Source organism: Candidatus Brocadia sp. (genome assembly GCA_021646415.1).
In the GTDB taxonomy this organism is placed as follows: domain Bacteria; phylum Planctomycetota; class Brocadiia; order Brocadiales; family Brocadiaceae; genus Brocadia.
Window position 1 is genome coordinate 26,829 of the sequence record SOEU01000025.1, and the last position, 16,531, is coordinate 43,359.

A 16,531-nucleotide genomic window follows, 5' to 3' on the forward strand; every position below is an offset into this window, starting at 1 on the left:
TATACCTGATGAGAATTTGTTTACAAATCCTTAAGAGCTTGTGAAAAAAGCCTTTTACCTATCCAATAATAATATGTAAGGCGAAGAGACTCTTTGGTCTACAGGCTGTATACAGAAATAACTTTTGCACAGACTCTCAAGCCTTCGGCTTTGTTTCTCCACCTGAAGAAAGATTTTCTTTCTTATCCTCCATTGAAGAAGGTTTCTCTAATTCTTTATTCAACATCCCTGCCTCTGCCTTTTCCTGTTTTTCTTCTTCGATATATACATCAGTTACATCTGTACTATCAATTTCCTTCCTCAACAGAAAATAGATGACCGTCTTCGCAGAAAATAAATAGGTCGTCGCGAAGCTCCACACCGCCAGTTTAACCGAGAAAATATAAACAATTATCATGCCTGCAAGAAATTTCAGCGGCCAGTGGTCAAGGGGAACAACCGCAGTTTTTGCCTCTATGGAAGTTGCACTACAAAATCCAAGACAGGCAATATTGCACTTTTGTGATAGAAAGGACTGAACCATGTGCAACTTCTGCCCCATCCCCACACCCACGGTAAAAAAAGCCAGGCGCATCATTAACCACGCGACAAACGCAATCATAGCCAGACAAGCCAACCCATACAGTGTATTCACCGCGCAATAGATGAGAAACTGCTTGGGACGTGAAAGGACATAACTATACGCTCGGCTCATTGCATCAAAAGCATCAGACCCTTCCGCACTGATCGTGGGGAACATAAAACATAATCCCAGTGCCCCTATTGCACCGATAAAAACCATTAAAAATCCGGATATCAGGGCAAGGGGAAAACCCAGTGCCACCACGACTTCACCAAAAACAGGGATCCGTCCTATCAAACCACCAACCACGTTGCACAAGGCAAAAAAGAAGACGCCAATAACAGGAACCAGTGGTGACCAAAAATAAGACCAGAGCTTTTTCCTGGCAAATTTCAGGGCATCTGCCAAACGAACACTCTCATCCCTGGCATAGTCCAGTGCAGCAATTCGGGTAATTGCCCCGCCCACGAATGACCAGATGGCCAAGAGACCAGAAATGAGTATAAATAGAACGAAAAATTCCCCAAAATCCAAAGGCACAATTGACGATAATAAACTGTTTATAAGAATTGATATGCCTTCTCTGGCCGAATATAAGATAAGTTTTATAAAGGTATCGGGCGTAATGCTAACCAGTTTTAATGCGGAAAAAAACGCAACCACTGCCACACACCATACCAGGCTGGCTAAAAGGCCTGCATATCCAAGGAACATCTTCTTGGGATCAAAAGCCATTTTAAAGGCGCGAAAAATATCACGATAATCATGCCTTACAACTTTTGCTTCACCCATTTTCCCCTCCTTTTTTTTCTATCCGAAACAATGCTTCAGGGCTTATTGGTTCCTCGATACGATACCGTTCATCCAACCATGCTCCAAGATCAATAAGCTTGCACGGTTCGCTGCAAAAAGGGAAGTATGGTAAATCCTTTCTATTCAAATAGACAAGTTCCTTTTTGCAATGAGGGCAATTAATTCTGTGCATATTTATTTCTTCTCGTTACTTCTTTTCCGCAGCCTTTGTTTCCGATTTTTCAGATTTTACCGACTCGGTCTCCTTTTTGGCCTTTGACTTATATTCCTCACTACGATAATCCGTCTGATAGAAACCAGAACCCTTAAAAATAATACCCCCGCCTGCTCCTATCACCCGTTCTACCTCCAATTTTCCGCAAGCAGGACACTTTTTTACAGGATTTTCTGTTATGTGCTGAAATAATTCAAAAGAATGACCACAACTATTACATCGATAATCGTATGTAGGCATATGCTTTACTTAGTTATTGATTTAGCAAAATATCCCAAAATCAAAAACCAAGCGATTCTCCTCCTTCCTGAAAAAATTTCATTTGATCCGAAGAATTTTATCCTTTTTAAAATCTAAACAAAAAAATTCTTCATTTTTTCGAAAAATTTTTTTTGCCGGGGGGAAACATTTTTTTTCTCCAGTTCTGCAAACTCACGTAATAACTCCTCCTGCCTCGGAGTCATTTTTGTAGGCACTTCAACAATCACCTGTACCAGGAGATTACCCTTACCGTACCCGTGCAGGTTGGGAAAACCTTCTCCCCGTATCGGAATAACCTCATTGTTTTGTGTTCCCCTGGGTATCTTTACCTGGATAATATTACCGGTAAGTGTTGGCACGTCAATGGTACAACCCAATGCAGCCTGTGCAAAGGGAATGGGAACCTCACAAACAACATCATCTCCTTGCCGCTTAAAGATCGGGTGGGGTTTCACATGGATATCACAATACAGATCACCCGGAGGTGCCCCGTTTTCGCCAGGCTCCCCTTGCCCCGATAACCTCAGACGTGTACTATCTTCCACACCTGGGGGAACCTGAATCGAGATGACTGACTTCTTTGGATAACGCCCTGAACCACCACATTTCGTACAGGGAGACTCTATAATTTTGCCATTACCATGACATTTAGTACATGTTGTACGCAGCGTGAAAAAACCTTGCGACTGCTGCACTTCCCCTTTACCTCTGCAATACGGACAGGTTACCGGGGAAGTACCCTCCCGTGCACCGGTTCCACGGCACGTGTCGCAGACTTCTCTTCTCGTGAGCTCAATCTTTTTTTCAACACCGAGAGCAACATCTTTAAAATCGACTTCAATATCGCACTTTAGACTCGCCCCTCTCCTGGCGGCCTTTCCACGCCCTCTCCCTCCCCCAAAAAAGTCTTCGAAGATACTTCCACCACCAAAAATGTCTCCAAAGGCATCAAAAATATCTTCAAATGTGCTATATCCATAAGTCTCCGTACCTTTCAGACCATCCATCCCAAATTTATCATATTTCCTTCTCTTATCAGTGTCTCCCAGCACACCATAAGCCTCTGCGGCCTTTTTAAATATCTGTTCGGCTTCTTTATTTCCAGGATTTCTGTCGGGATGATATTTTAAGGCAATCTTTCGATACGCCTTTTTTATATCTTCTGCACTTGCGTTTCTATCAACTCCGAGTACTTTGTAAAAATCTTCTTCCATGTATTGTTGTATATAAAATAAGTAGTGATTTTATAAAGAGATGCTATCAGACAGGAATATTGCTACCATAAAATTATAGTATAACAAACTGCATAAAATCAAGGATGTTTTACATAACATGTCGAAAAAACAGATATAACCTATTCGCTAATTCTCTTTAAATAGTACTTCCAGAGGTATAAAAATAAAAAGGCCACTTATCGCAGCCTTTTTATTTTTATGATGTCTTAAGTTTTTTAATAAATGTTTAATTAATGGATGCTGCCTTCAATCTCTTTTTCTTCTTCGTCTTCCTTTAATTCGGTAATTATGGTTTCTGTAGTTAACAGAAGCCCGGCAACGCTAGCGGCATTCTGTAAGGCAACCCGCGATACCTTTGCCGGATCCACAATCCCTGCGTCAAACATATCCATGTAATTTCCCGTATTGGCATCGTATCCCATATTGGTCGACAGTTCTTTTACTTCTTCAACGACCACCGAGCCATCGACGCCTGTGTTTGAAGCAATTTGACGTAAAGGTGATTCGAGCACCTTTGCAATGATGTCTACACCAACTTTTTCATCGCCTTTTAATTTTTTCCGTGCTTCGTCGAGAGCCGGTATTGTCCTGATAAAGGCTACACCGCCTCCAGGGACAATGCCTTCTTCAACCGCGGCGCGGGTCGCATGCAGGGCATCTTCCACGCGCGCCTTCTTTTCATTCATCTCAGCCTCAGTAGCAGCGCCTACATGGATAACAGCCACTCCACCCGCCAATTTTGCGAGCCTCTCGCTTAGTTTCTCTTTATCGTAATTGGAGGTTGTCTGTTCGATCTGATTTTTGATTTGAGTGATTCTTGCCTGTATGTCAGCTTTCTTTCCAGCACCCTCAATAATCGTTGTATTATCCTTATCAATGGTAATCCGTTTTGCACGACCAAGGTCTTCAATTCCTATGCTTTCCAGCTTTAAGCCTAAATCCTCAGTAATCGCGCGTCCTTTCGTTAATATGGCAATATCCTCCAACATTGCCTTCCGCCGATCTCCGAAGCCCGGGGCTTTCACGGCTGCGCAACTCAATACGCCGCGAAGTTTATTTACTACCAGGGTCGCCAGTGCTTCACCTTCCACATCCTCCGAAATAATCAACAAGGGTTTCCCACTGGTGGCAATCTTTTCCAGCAAGGGAAGGAGATCTTTCATGCTGGATATCTTCTTCTCGTGAATCAATATATAGGCGTCCTCGAGGACAACTTCCATATTCTGTGCATCGGTAATAAAGTATGGAGAAAGATACCCTTTATCGAATTGCATACCTTCTACAACCGTTAGGGTAGTCTCAATTCCTTTCGCTTCCTCTACAGTAATTACCCCATCTTTGCCAACCTTTTCCATAGCGTCGGCCAGCAGGTTTCCGATCGAGGCATCGTTATTAGCGGAAATCGTTCCCACCTGAGCAATTTCAGCACGTCCCTTTACCGGCTTGCTTAACTTCTTCAGTTCTGCAACCACAACCTCTACAGCCTTATCGATACCTCTTTTAATCGCCATTGGATTTGCACCAGCTACCACATTTTTCAAACCTTCGTTAAAGATAGCTTCGGCAAAAATGGTAGCTGTGGTGGTACCATCTCCGGCAACATCGCTGGTTTTTGATGCAACCTCACAAACCATCTTTGCACCCATATTTTCAAAGGGATTTTTTAGTTCAATTTCCTTAGCCACCGTTACACCGTCTTTCGTAATCGAAGGTGAACCAAACCCTTTTTCGAGGATCACGTTTCTTCCCGTAGGGCCCATGGTTACCCGAACGGTATCGGCGAGCTGCTTAATCCCTTTTTGGAGCAACTTTCTGGCATCTTCATCATAAAGTAACTGTTTTGCTGCCATTTTTATAACCTCCAAAAAATTTTAACCATTAAAAAATATAAAGCCTGACCCTGTTACTCAATCTTGGCCAAAATGTCACTTTCTCTCATAACCAGATATTCTTTACCGTCGAGAGTAACCTCGGTACCTGCATACTTTCCATAAAGGACTTTATCGCCCTTTTTTACTAAAAGCTCTGCCCTTTTCCCGCTCTCCAGCATCTTTCCCTCGCCCACAGCGATAACCTTTCCTTTCATGGGCTTTTCCTTTGCTGTATCAGGCAAAACAATTCCACCCGGTGTCTTTTCTTCAGCTTCCATAGGTTCAATAACCACCCTATCATCTAATGGTCTGATCATTTTCTCTATTTACCTCCTTGTGAAAAATAAACAGTCAAAATATGTAAAGTTGCTCAAAATTATACTTAACTCTTCATCAATTGAATTACATTCCCATACCACCCATACCACCCATACCGCCCATGCCACCCATGCCGCCCATGCCACCTCCCGGCATAGGCATCTTTTCTTCTTTCTTAGGGATGTCGGTAATGATACATTCCGTCGTCAATAGAATACCTGCGATACTTACGGCATTTTGCAATGCGCTTCGTGCTACCTTCGTCGGGTCTATAACACCCGCATCAATCAGGTTGCAGTACGTTTCCTTCTCTGCGTCATAGCCAAACGCCTTGTCCTTGGATTCCAGTATCTTTCGGACAACCACAGCCCCCTCCAGTCCCGCATTCTTAAAGATCTGCTTTGCCGGTGCAGATAGGGCATTTTTCACAATATCGACGCCCATAGCCTCGTCACCCTTAAGTTTGAGGTCGCTCAAGGCTTCCGCGGCCCTCAACAACGCGACACCGCCGCCAGGTAAGATACCTTCTTCAACCGCAGCCCTTGTGGCGTGCAGTGCATCTTCCACCCTGGCTTTCTTTTCCTTCATCTCGCTCTCTGTGGCCGCTCCAACAAATATCTGGGCGACGCCTCCCGCAAGTTTCGCAAGACGCTCCTGCAACTTTTCCCGATCATAATCAGACGTCGTTGCATCAATTTCATTCCGGATTTGTTTAATTCGCCCGGAGATGGCATCAGTACTCCCAGCACCCTGAATGATAGTTGTATTATCCGAATCAATGGTAACCTTCTTTGCCCGTCCCAGGTCACGGATATCTATACTTTCCATCTGAATACCCAGATCTTTAAATATCGCCTTCCCGTCGGTAAGAATAGCAATGTCTTCCAGCATAGCCTTTCTGCGATCACCATATCCAGGGGCCTTTACCGCCGCACAGCTTATCGTACCTCGAAGCTTATTGACAACCAGCGTTGCCAATGCCTCACCCTCCACATCTTCAGCAATAATCACGAGAGGTTTTCCGGTCTTTGCTATTTTTTCCAGTAGCGGAACCAGTCCTTTAATGGCAGATATCTTTTCTTCGTAAATCAAGATATATGGGTCTTTAAATTCAACCTCCATGGAATCGGGATTAGTAACAAAGTGGGGGGAGAGATAGCCACGGTCAAATTGCATACCTTCTACCACATCCACACTGGTTTCGAGGCCTTTTCCTTCTTCTACGGTAATGACGCCGTCCTTTCCTACCTTCTCCATCGCATCCGCAATCATCTTCCCAATTTCTGAATCATTGTTCGCTGCAATAGAACCAATACTTGCAATTTCAGCCTGGTTCTTGATTTTTTTACTCATTTCTTTTAATTTTTCCACAACCGTATCCAGCGCCTTGTGCATTCCCCTGTTGAGCGCCATGGGGTCTGCTCCGGACGTCACACACTTCAACCCTTCCAGGAATATCGCTTCAGTAAGGACCGTTGCTGTGGTCGTACCATCACCCGCAACATCACTGGTCTTGGAAGCGGCTTCCCGTACCAGCCTGGCCCCTGTATTTTCATACGGGTCTTTTAATTCAATCTCCTCAGCCACAGATACACCATCCTTGGTTACTGTTGGACTTCCGTATCCTTTATCCAACACGGCATTTCTTCCCCTGGGTCCAAGGGTAACCTTGACCGCCCTGGCAAGTTTTATAACGCCCCGGGCAATAGCAGCCCTTGCCTCCTCATTAAAGGTTAGTTGCTTCGCCATTGAGTACCTCCTTTCAATCCGTTGAATATTTTTGAGAATAAAATAAATAAATGTAATGTCAAAAAATCTATCGATTAACAGCAACTAGCAAACCCGATGCCCTAAATTGTATTTTACACACCAATACACATTAAGTCGTTATAACAAATACCTTTATAGTTAGCTAAACAAAAACTGTACTATGCGAGATTTGCGTTAAAAATGTCATTGTGACAGCGGAAAAATTCCGATACAAATAGCATCTGTCAGTATGGCAGAAGGTTATTGATTCTTTAAATTAGTTAAAAATCGAGCTGGTTTTTTATCTTTTCATATTGACTTTAAACTGCTTATGACATATATTCTGAAATCAAAAATTATTGCAAAGAAAAATTCAATTTCTTCTGAAAATATAAATGCGCCAAACAAATATAAAAAATAATCCCCTGCATAATTTACACAAACAATCAAGACATGGCGTCATATTGCCAAGTGTGCAAGACCGTTTAATTCCGGAAGAAATTATTACGGGATTAAGGACGAAAGTCGTTGGAAGTTCGGTAGTTACTTACGAGCGGACAACTTCGACAATGGATATTGCCAAAAAAATTGCACGCACGGGTTTTAAAAACGGTACTGTAATTTTTACTGAAGAACAAACTCGTGGAAGAGGACGCTCTGGTCATTCCTGGTGTTGCCCCAAATATAAGGGGCTGCTTTTTACTCTATTGCTCGCACACAATATACAACACGACCACCTATGCTTATTAACGGGTACCATAGCCATTTCGATTACAGAAACAATCCGCGAAACCCTCCAACTGCCTGCGGAAATTAAATGGCCCAACGACATCCTGATTGCCGGAAAAAAGATAGGTGGTGTATTGGTAGAGCTAGAAAGGGGATTCAAAAAGCAATCGCTATTTTTGATTGGAATTGGTCTTAATGTCAATATCACTGAAAAAGAATTACCGAAACAAACACGTCTTCCTGCAACATCACTTGCCATAGAAAACAAAGGATTGATAGATCGTACACTACTTGCAAGGGCATTGCTTCAGGATATCGACAAGTGGTATTCGATATTAAGGGATGAACACTTTCGGTACATTGCAGATCGGTGGAAGGAACTTTGTGTCACGGTAGGAGAAAAGTTAACCATTACTGAGGGTGACACGGAGTACACAGGTAAGGTTATTGATATTTCCAATAACGGCGGTTTAATGCTGAAGCTCGATAGTGGTCAGATAAAGATATTTCGCGGGGAACATGCCACGATAAAATACTGGCGAGACATTGCCCCGGACCGGTGACAAAACGTTTTGAAACCATAAAAGAGTAGCGTTTTTGAAAAATTTGAGAGGTTGGAAAAATTCAAACCCTTTCATTTTTTCCATCTTTTCAACTTCTGATCATCAATAAGTCCTTCACACCACTGCTACTACTTCAGATGCAAAGCCTTTTCTATGGCAAAAAGTCGTGCCTCAATCCTGCTCGTCCGTTTTGAGAGGTCGTTGTACACAAAATATCCCAGAATAAGCAAAAGTGCTGTATAGGTAATAATGATATAAGTAGAAAAGCGGTCTGCAGAAACAGGGCGGGATATACGCTTTATTTCGGGTTCGTTTCTCTTCGCCGGTTGCATAGTTCTGGATGCAGGAAATGACGTTTCGATATAAGGTTTAGATTTCAGAAATGTACCTTCGTTATGCTGCGCTGACGTTGCCTTTTCCGTAGATGGCTTCTCATACAAACGTCCAATTACGACTCTGGGCTTAGGTGTTGTGGTATTATCCGTTATATTGTCGGTTTTTATACTATCGTTTTTGCCGTGAGGCTGCGATACCTTTGAAACGTCAGGATTCCTATCATCCTGTTTATTCATCGGAACAGGTATCTGCTGAGGAAGCATTTCAGGGGAACCCGTTTGGTGATCACTGCTCCCGGTATTTTGAATTGTTGCATCCACATCCACTGTTGGAAAAGATTTTTTATTCTCTTTTGTGATCTTCATCCAACCCAATGGATCATGTCCAAGCACACTATTTTTTCCCATTATTCTCTCCCAAATAGGTTTATAAAAGCGGTCTAAAATGTAACAGAAATCTCTATTTTCTGCTATTTTCCTGCTGCACTACTTCCTTTGCAAGCGCCATATAATCCTCAGAACCATGCGAATCCGGCGCATAAGAAACAACCGGCTTGCCGTGACTGGGCGATTCTGAGAGTTTTACATTCTTTCGAATGATCGTGTTGAAGGCCTTATCCCCAAGCGGGGGATATTCCTTAATCTTTCCAATAACCTCATTGCAAAGGCGGGTACGGCTGGTATACATGCAAAAAATGATTCCCGTAATTTCCAAATCGTGATTCAATCTTTTCCGGACAACTTCATATGTCTCTAATAATTTACTTACTCCCTGCAACGCAAAAAATTCGGTTTGTAAGGGGATAAATAACTCATGGACAAACGTCAGGACATTGAGGGTTAACAAACCAAGGGAAGGCGGGCAATCAACGAGAATATAATCGTACTTGTCAAGTATCTGCCCTAAATATTCCTTTAGTACCGTCTCTCTCCCCACAACGCCCACCAGCTCAATCTCTGCTCCGGCGAGTTCTATATTAGCAGGGATAATATCCAGACCCTGAATACTGGTGTTTAAAACCACGTCTTCTGGTGGACACTCTCCTTTAATGAGATTATACACGGAATACTTCAAATTGTGAATATCAATTCCGAGATGAACACTCAGGTTGGCTTGCGGATCCATATCAATGACCAATACCTTTTTGCCCAGCATTGCAAGACATGCACCCAAGTTTGCGGTTGTAGTGGTTTTTCCAACGCCTCCCTTCTGGTTAAGCAATGCAATACTTCTCATTCCGTACATCCTCCTATTTAAAGGTAGGTCTTGTAATCGGCACAAACGCTAGAGATTTTATTGTTATGTCATGAACAAGAATTTATGTCATAGAAGAACATTGAGCAAACTGCCAAAAGTTTAGCATTTCTCATTGAAATTGCAAGCTATAAATGAAACAAAATTACCTACTTATTCACTTTTCTGTCTCTTAAAAAGTTCCTCAATATCGCGGTATTTTTTTAACATTGTTGCTTCGCTCTGTTTTAAAGTATGAATGCGACCAAGAATCTTTGACATCAGTTCTGTTGATAAAACGACCTGCTCCCGTGCAATTTTCAGAATTGGTTTTGGTATAGGTGGTGTTTTTTTCACGGCATCCCATAGTATACGGGCATCGATATGAAACTGTGCGGCAATATCGTAAACGCTGAACTTCGAACGAAATGGATTGGAGATCGTCACACAATGCGCACCAATCACCGTATTTTCGTCAAGGCATATCGGCATTGAAAGCAGCGTCAAACCGCCCGGGCATTCCTCTTCAAATGATTTCCTGAAATGGATAGCGCTTTTCGCCAGTTCCCTGCTATAGGAAAGGCATAAATCTTTTCGTTCACTGACATACCGCAGTGTCTTGCAGTACGCCGAGGCATTGACTTCATTAATCACTTCTCCCTCCACATCGTACACAACGTCGTTGGTATTCAGGATATTCATTAAGTAAATTTGAATCGTGGAAATGATTTCCTTCTCGAAATTGATCTTTAATCGCCTAATCGGTTCCATACGTGCTTTCTCAACAAATATTTTGAAGCAACAGCATCCTTGCTGAAGGGGGGTGGATTTTTAATACGATATATATACACAAATCAAATAAGGTTTTCAACAAAACTCGGGAAATTTTTTCAAAATCCTAAACTCATACATAAAGAATTTGTATCCTGCATTTCTTGACTTGCTGATAAAATGACACTATAATTTTAAATATGAGTGTTTTTTTACCATTGTTTATTCCTGTGAAGTCAGGATCTATCTCTTTGTTTAAGGTGTTTTATGATTACCAGAAGGTTGTTATTAAAGGCAGGGGTATTGGGGGCATGTAGTCTCTGTCTTGGGAATACCCTGGAAGCATGGGCGGAGGATGTCTATACCCCTGAAGCGCTTAAAGACATAAACCAGGGGTTCCCGGTAAAGGCAGCCATGCATTACAAGAAACTGGAAGATCTCAGGGTGGAATGTGAACTTTGTCCCCGGAAATGCACCATTGCTGATATGGAACGTGGCTACTGTGGTGTACGGGAAAATCGCGGCGGTACGTACTACACCCTGGTGCATTCACGTGTCTGCGCCCTGAATGTGGACCCCATCGAAAAGAAACCCCTGTTCCACTATTTACCTGGTACAAAGGCTTATTCTCTGGCGACAGCGGGATGTAACGTTGAGTGCAAATTCTGCCAGAACTGGCAGATCTCTCAATATCGGCCCGAGCAGATAGAAAGCATTAAACTAACGCCCGAGGATGTGGTAAAAGACGCTGGTATGAATGGCAGCAAAACGATCGCCTTCACCTATTCAGAACCCGTGGTCTTTTACGAATACATGTATGATACGGCCCGATTAGGCAATGAGCACGGCTTGAAAAGCGTAATGATATCAAACGGTTACATTCAGGAAAAACCTTTAACAGAGTTGTGCCGTCACCTGGGTGCAGTGAAGATTGACTTGAAAGGTTTTACTGAAAAATTTTACCAGGAGACCTGCACCGGTGAGTTGAAACCCGTTTTAAATACCTTGGTGACGTTGAAGAAGATTGGTATATGGTTTGAGATTGTTATGCTTGTAATACCAACACTCAATGATAGTGAAAAGGAAATGAAGGAAATGTGTGTCTGGGTTAAGGAGAATCTTGGACCAGATGTACCTGTCCATTTTACCCGCTTTCATCCAACTTACAAGATTAAGAATCTACCGCCAACACCGGTGAAGACACTGGAAAGGGCGAGAAAAATTGCCATCGATACGGGTCTTCACTTCCCCTACGTGGGCAATGTGCCAGGACACGAAGGGGAAAACACCTACTGTCCACACTGCCGGGATATCCTTATCAAACGGGCTGGTTTCTCTATATTGGAAAACCGACTTAAAGATAATAAATGCAAAAATTGTGATCAATTCATACCAGGGGTATGGGTTTGAAGTAATTATTCAGAATTACATTACCTTCGGCAACTTTTTGCGCCACAAAGACACCAAGGCACAAAGAAAAATCTTCGTGCCTCAGTGACTTTGCAACAACCTTGAATTTCCGGGACGTTGTTTTTTATTATTTTTTAATACTTGCCTGTTCTACAATTACATCGTATTTGTAACCGCTCCCAAAATCCTTGTCTTTATACAAAGTACCGTTCACGGTGACAATATCTCCAACAGCGGCAAGGTCTTTTGAAGTCACAACAAGGTCATTACTACCATCATTCTGATTTCCAGTTCCATCCTGGATGTGTAGCCAGTTCTTTCCCATGATGCCAGATGAGACTTTAACAACCTTACCTTTGACCGCGACATTTTTGTTGTCAAGTTCGGCCTTTTTTTCATAGAGTTCGGCTACCGTATAAGCATCAGGACCGTGAGCCTTATCTACCTGTATTTTCTCACCGGAAGAAGCCTCTGTGTCTTTGCTGACCGCTTTACCATGAAAACTTTTTGTCTCAACCGCACCACCCGTCGAAGCGGGACCAGTCGAAAAAATGATCTTATCAAATGTCCGGTTCAGGGTCTTGCTCGTGAAATTGACCATTTCATAACCCGGCTGGAGAGCAATCTCCTGTCCAACAGTCACTTTCGTTTCCAGCACGGCCGCCCAGGTCTTTTTCCCGTCCTTCTCAATGCAGAGATAGGTGTAACCGCCGCTATTCATGGTTTCTACAACTTTACCAGAGAGAGAAGACACTTCCTGAGGAACGGGCGCGTCTTGTTTTTCTTTCATGTATACTTGCTCTGGCGGTGTTTTGTATAACTTCTTGGGACTGGCATAAATACCCTGTACTGAAACTGCGGTCGCCAAAGCCAAAACAAAGGTAAACAACATCGAAAATCTTTTCATTTCACAACTCCTTTTAATTTTAAATGATGTTTCTGCGATAAAAACTTTTAATGATTAAAGCATACTGCTTTTATCTCAAAAAACAAGTATTTTGTCTCACTATACACGATAATCAGATAAAATATCGAGACAGACCAAAATTTTAGATCGTTTATTCATCTTTCATTTTGATTTTATCGTTGTTTGGTGTTATTAATAGGGTAATTTTTCGGCAAATACAAGAAATACATTTTCTGACAATCAAACGTGCCTTCGGAGTTAGGCCTATAATTCGTAACCTGGCATCTGCATATTTATGAAAGAAGCAAGAATCCTCTCAATTCAGGTTGGCCTTCCCAAAACGCTCAGTGGAACCGGGACAACCGAATCGACTAAAAAATCCTGGACGACAGGCATCTTCAAGACGGCAGTTTGCGGTTCTGTATGGCTGGACAAACTCAACCTTGCCGGAGACGCACAGGCAGACTTATCAGTCCACGGCGGTTCACACAAGGCGGTTAATGTGTATCCATCCGAGCATTACTCTTACTGGAAGCAGGAATTCAATATACAGGATATGTCGTACGGTGCCTTCGGTGAAAATTTTACGACCTGCGATTTACCCGAAGACGAGGTTTGCATCGGCGATGTGTTTAGAGTCGGTGATGCCCTTGTGCAGGTTTCACAACCCCGGCAACCCTGCTGGAAAATAGAACAGAGGTGGGGTGTCAGGGATCTGGTTATGCATATGAAACGGACAGGAAAGACTGGCTGGTATTTTCGTGTCTTGCAGGAGGGATACGTGGAAGCCGGAAACACCTTCGTCCTTAGAGAGCGGCCTTTCCCGCAATGGACCGTTGCCACGGCATACGCAATCATGCGCAATCGCAGAACTGATATTACGGCAGCACAGGCATTAGCCCAATGTCCGGCACTTTCTCCACGGTGGCAGCAAAACTTAATCTCTCCGAAATAAGTTTCCATACCAGAACTGAAGTTCCTCTCAATATTTGGAACATTTGAATTGGTAATTTTGAAATTGTTTCAAATTTCGGACTTCGTGCTTTGGACTTAGCAGTTTTTCATAAACAAAAACTTACAAATAAAAGAAGTTTTTGGGACTATATCTTTTCATACATCCACACCTTGCCGCCGCTTACAATTCCATCTGCCCTCTTTACAAGCCGTTTCTTATGGAGGTTCAATAGTCTTGTACCGCTTGTATTGGCCTCAAGTTTCATAAGTTCCGAAAGCTCCTTAGCAGTAATTTTCCCCCTTTTGAGGATGAGATTTAATGTCTCTTTAAGATAGGTATTCAAACTTCCCATAAGGATTTTTTTCCTATCCCGCATCTCTGCCATAACGGCGAGGTCTTTCCTCTCAAGGGCAACCTCTATATTTTCCTTCTGATTTTCATTGAGTCCAACTAAGGTAATATATTTGTCTCCATATTCACCTCCAAGAAGTCTGGACACGAGTTTCGCCACGATCTCGTCGGCGCATGAATAATCAATGATTCCAATCTTTGAAAAATCAATGGCAATGACAGTTCCATCCTCTTCTTTGGAAATGTCCTTCTCAATACGTTCTCTGATTATGTGACCAGACGTCCTTGTCACAAGGTCGTTTGAGCCATTCTTCAGTTCTTCTTTGAGGAGTTTATAAATATTGTATGTTTGCATTTTTTCAACAGTTTCTGGTATCAAGTACCTTACACTCATTTTGTATTAATTTGGCAGAATTTACGAATTACGATTTTAGATTGAAAAAAACATAAATCCAAAATCGTAAATCTGGAATTTAAGTTTTATTCATACAGCACTTCTTGTATTTCTTTCCACTGCCACAGGGGCATGACACATTCCTGCCTATCTTTTCATCTGCCCGGATTGGTTTTTTTGATGGATCTGTAAGTTCTGCATATTCATCCTCATATTTAAGTGCATTTTCTTCCATTCCCATTTCACGATAAAGGTCAATCAATCGTTGAATGGCATCCAATTTATCATTTTTGCCGGTAAGCATTCCGTAAGCTTTTAGATAATATTCCTCTGCCGTATTCCATTCTTTAAGTAGTCTCATAGCATCACCGGCATTAATAACCACCCATTTTTTGTCAGGATATTTTTGTATATTCTCCTTTACTTGTCTGGTAGCCTCTTCTTTTCTCCCGGCCTGTGCCAGTATATACCCTATATCCTTTAAAAAGTTTTCTGGATAGAGTGAAAACGGAGCGAACCATCGTCCAATATTCACAGCTTCATCCACCAGTCCATGGTGGGAAAAATCAAACATAATATCGGATAAATAATCATTGCCGTAATAAGTAATTTCTTCCATTTCACGATAAAGGGAAGTATTTGGATTCCCGTTTTCATCAAGAAGCTCCTGATACAGCATTTTTATTTTTTCATAAATATCCAGGAGTAGCGTGCGGTTGAATTTATCCTTGTTGTTTGAATACACATTAGCAATATTCTCCATACATCTTGCAAGGATTTCAGGATTTTTTACATGATGGAGATGTCGTTTCCATAGTTCGCAAAAGGCATCGTGAAAGAAATTATATGTTTGCTCAGCCCATATATTTGCCATTTTATTTGGCGACCGTTCCTGGACTGCGATGTCTTTAAATTCGTCAAGATTTATGTGTATTCCCATCTTGTTAAAAGTATCGATAATTTCTTTGTCTGACATTTTTTCCACATCGAATTTTGCATATGTCGTCATTTATAGTACCCTTCAATATTTTGTATTCATAATTTTCCCCAATTCTCCGCACTCATTCACCACCGTATAAACTATCTTATGAATCTAAACGTCTCAGAGAAATTCAACCTTCTCGTATCTCTCTTCAGTCCACTTCCATATAGAGACATCGTATTTGTCAGACCCATTTATCCCTTCTGGCTCATAGCCGTAATCATGGGCTATTTCCTCAAAGGCCCTCTTGGCTTCTTTCAAAGAAGTAAAATGGTTTACTTCAGTTGTCATGCCTCTATCAACAACAATAACCAAATACTTTGCTATGCATGGTTGTGGTAATTGAAATGCGATTGAATCGATATTCTTGGAAGAAGATTTTTTATCTTTTTTATTCATTACTTATCCTCCATTCCTCTAGATAAAATGTAGCTACACTCCTTATTATTAAGTACTTCAATCCTTTGATTGTTGCTATAGGATTTTAGAACCAGCAGAGATATCATTAGCATTTTCACTAGATTTATTTTTAAAAATAATTCCACGCCAAAATTCAGATGGAAGAGGAGATTTATGTTTTATACATGCGAGAATATATACGGCAAGAGGTATATTACCAAGTTTTTCAGATGGAAATTTATCCCTCGATTGTACAATAAACTCCTTTATTTTTTCTGATAATGGTTTGTTAGTTTTTGCAATTTCCTCAAAATTGCCTATTGTTATAGCTATTCCATCCGTCACTTTTTCATTTAACAGGGATTATCACGGGAACTAAAAAATACTAAATACGTGACGTTTTATGAACTGCCACAATAAGTATAACTATTTGAATTCAAAGGAATAATGGCAAGCAAACGATTTTGCCCACAACGAG

At 41.8% G+C, this 16,531-nt stretch carries 17 protein-coding genes and 1 pseudogene; 3 read left to right on the top strand and 15 right to left on the bottom strand.

Features of this window, described 5'->3' with window-relative positions; genetic code table 11:
* Positions 1-136: 136 nt before the first annotated feature.
* From E3K36_15255 to groL (E3K36_15285), 7 genes are all read right to left on the bottom strand, one after another.
* On the bottom strand, positions 137-1,354 hold the full coding sequence (locus E3K36_15255) for a hypothetical protein (GenBank protein ID MCF6156559.1): 1,218 nt from the start codon (positions 1,352-1,354) through the stop codon (positions 137-139).
* On the bottom strand, positions 1,347-1,547 hold the full coding sequence (yacG, locus tag E3K36_15260; GenBank protein MCF6156560.1) for a DNA gyrase inhibitor YacG: 201 nt from the start codon (positions 1,545-1,547) through the stop codon (positions 1,347-1,349). Before yacG ends, E3K36_15255 begins: the two co-directional genes overlap by 8 nt.
* Before the next feature lie 15 nt (positions 1,548-1,562).
* Positions 1,563-1,829 carry a zinc ribbon domain-containing protein gene (locus tag E3K36_15265; protein MCF6156561.1) on the bottom strand — a complete coding sequence of 89 codons (267 nt, stop codon included), beginning with the start codon at positions 1,827-1,829 and terminating at the stop codon, positions 1,563-1,565.
* A gap of 113 nt (positions 1,830-1,942) precedes the next feature.
* Entirely contained in the window at positions 1,943-3,064 is a 1,122-nt protein-coding gene (gene dnaJ, locus E3K36_15270; protein MCF6156562.1) for a molecular chaperone DnaJ, read from the bottom strand.
* A 251-nt stretch (positions 3,065-3,315) separates the two neighbouring features.
* Positions 3,316-4,935, bottom strand: a complete 1,620-nt coding sequence (gene groL, locus E3K36_15275; protein ID MCF6156563.1) for a chaperonin GroEL — start codon at positions 4,933-4,935, stop codon at positions 3,316-3,318.
* 53 nt (positions 4,936-4,988) lie between these two features.
* Positions 4,989-5,273 (bottom strand): co-chaperone GroES, encoded by a 285-nt coding sequence (locus E3K36_15280; protein MCF6156564.1) that lies wholly within the window; start codon positions 5,271-5,273, stop codon positions 4,989-4,991.
* Between the two features lie 85 nt (positions 5,274-5,358).
* Entirely contained in the window at positions 5,359-7,023 is a 1,665-nt protein-coding gene (groL, locus tag E3K36_15285) for a chaperonin GroEL (protein ID MCF6156565.1), read from the bottom strand.
* Positions 7,024-7,418: 395 nt separating this feature from the next.
* On the opposite strand from groL (E3K36_15285), the gene E3K36_15290 reads away from it, so the two are divergent.
* Positions 7,419-8,315, top strand: a complete 897-nt coding sequence (locus E3K36_15290; GenBank protein ID MCF6156566.1) for a biotin--[acetyl-CoA-carboxylase] ligase — start codon at positions 7,419-7,421, stop codon at positions 8,313-8,315.
* 128 nt (positions 8,316-8,443) lie between these two features.
* Here E3K36_15290 and E3K36_15295 read toward each other — a convergent pair whose 3' ends face one another.
* From E3K36_15295 to E3K36_15305, 3 genes are all read right to left on the bottom strand, one after another.
* Complete coding sequence (locus E3K36_15295) at positions 8,444-9,058, bottom strand: hypothetical protein (protein ID MCF6156567.1); 615 nt, start codon at positions 9,056-9,058, stop codon at positions 8,444-8,446.
* A 52-nt stretch (positions 9,059-9,110) separates the two neighbouring features.
* Positions 9,111-9,887, bottom strand: a complete 777-nt coding sequence (locus E3K36_15300) for a ParA family protein (GenBank protein MCF6156568.1) — start codon at positions 9,885-9,887, stop codon at positions 9,111-9,113.
* A 171-nt stretch (positions 9,888-10,058) separates the two neighbouring features.
* A complete protein-coding gene (locus tag E3K36_15305; GenBank protein ID MCF6156569.1) occupies positions 10,059-10,655 on the bottom strand; it encodes a hypothetical protein in 597 nt (198 codons plus the stop codon).
* Positions 10,656-10,922: 267 nt separating this feature from the next.
* Here E3K36_15305 and amrS point away from each other — a divergent pair, with 267 nt between their 5' ends.
* On the top strand, positions 10,923-12,065 hold the full coding sequence (gene amrS / locus E3K36_15310) for an AmmeMemoRadiSam system radical SAM enzyme (protein MCF6156570.1): 1,143 nt from the start codon (positions 10,923-10,925) through the stop codon (positions 12,063-12,065).
* Positions 12,066-12,192: 127 nt separating this feature from the next.
* On the opposite strand, the pseudogene E3K36_15315 reads toward amrS, so the two are convergent.
* Positions 12,193-12,816 (bottom strand): annotated as a pseudogene (locus E3K36_15315) (DNA-binding protein).
* A gap of 451 nt (positions 12,817-13,267) precedes the next feature.
* Here E3K36_15315 and E3K36_15320 point away from each other — a divergent pair.
* Positions 13,268-13,927 (top strand): MOSC domain-containing protein, encoded by a 660-nt coding sequence (locus E3K36_15320; GenBank protein ID MCF6156571.1) that lies wholly within the window; start codon positions 13,268-13,270, stop codon positions 13,925-13,927.
* Positions 13,928-14,072: 145 nt separating this feature from the next.
* Here the strand turns inward: E3K36_15320 and E3K36_15325 are convergent, their stop codons facing one another.
* The 4 genes from E3K36_15325 to E3K36_15340 form a co-directional block, all read right to left on the bottom strand.
* Complete coding sequence (locus E3K36_15325; GenBank protein ID MCF6156572.1) at positions 14,073-14,657, bottom strand: hypothetical protein; 585 nt, start codon at positions 14,655-14,657, stop codon at positions 14,073-14,075.
* A 94-nt stretch (positions 14,658-14,751) separates the two neighbouring features.
* A complete protein-coding gene (locus E3K36_15330; GenBank protein ID MCF6156573.1) occupies positions 14,752-15,681 on the bottom strand; it encodes a hypothetical protein in 930 nt (309 codons plus the stop codon).
* 93 nt (positions 15,682-15,774) lie between these two features.
* Positions 15,775-16,053 (bottom strand): hypothetical protein, encoded by a 279-nt coding sequence (locus E3K36_15335; GenBank protein ID MCF6156574.1) that lies wholly within the window; start codon positions 16,051-16,053, stop codon positions 15,775-15,777.
* A gap of 75 nt (positions 16,054-16,128) precedes the next feature.
* Positions 16,129-16,398 (bottom strand): hypothetical protein, encoded by a 270-nt coding sequence (locus E3K36_15340; protein ID MCF6156575.1) that lies wholly within the window; start codon positions 16,396-16,398, stop codon positions 16,129-16,131.
* Positions 16,399-16,531 lie beyond the last annotated feature (133 nt).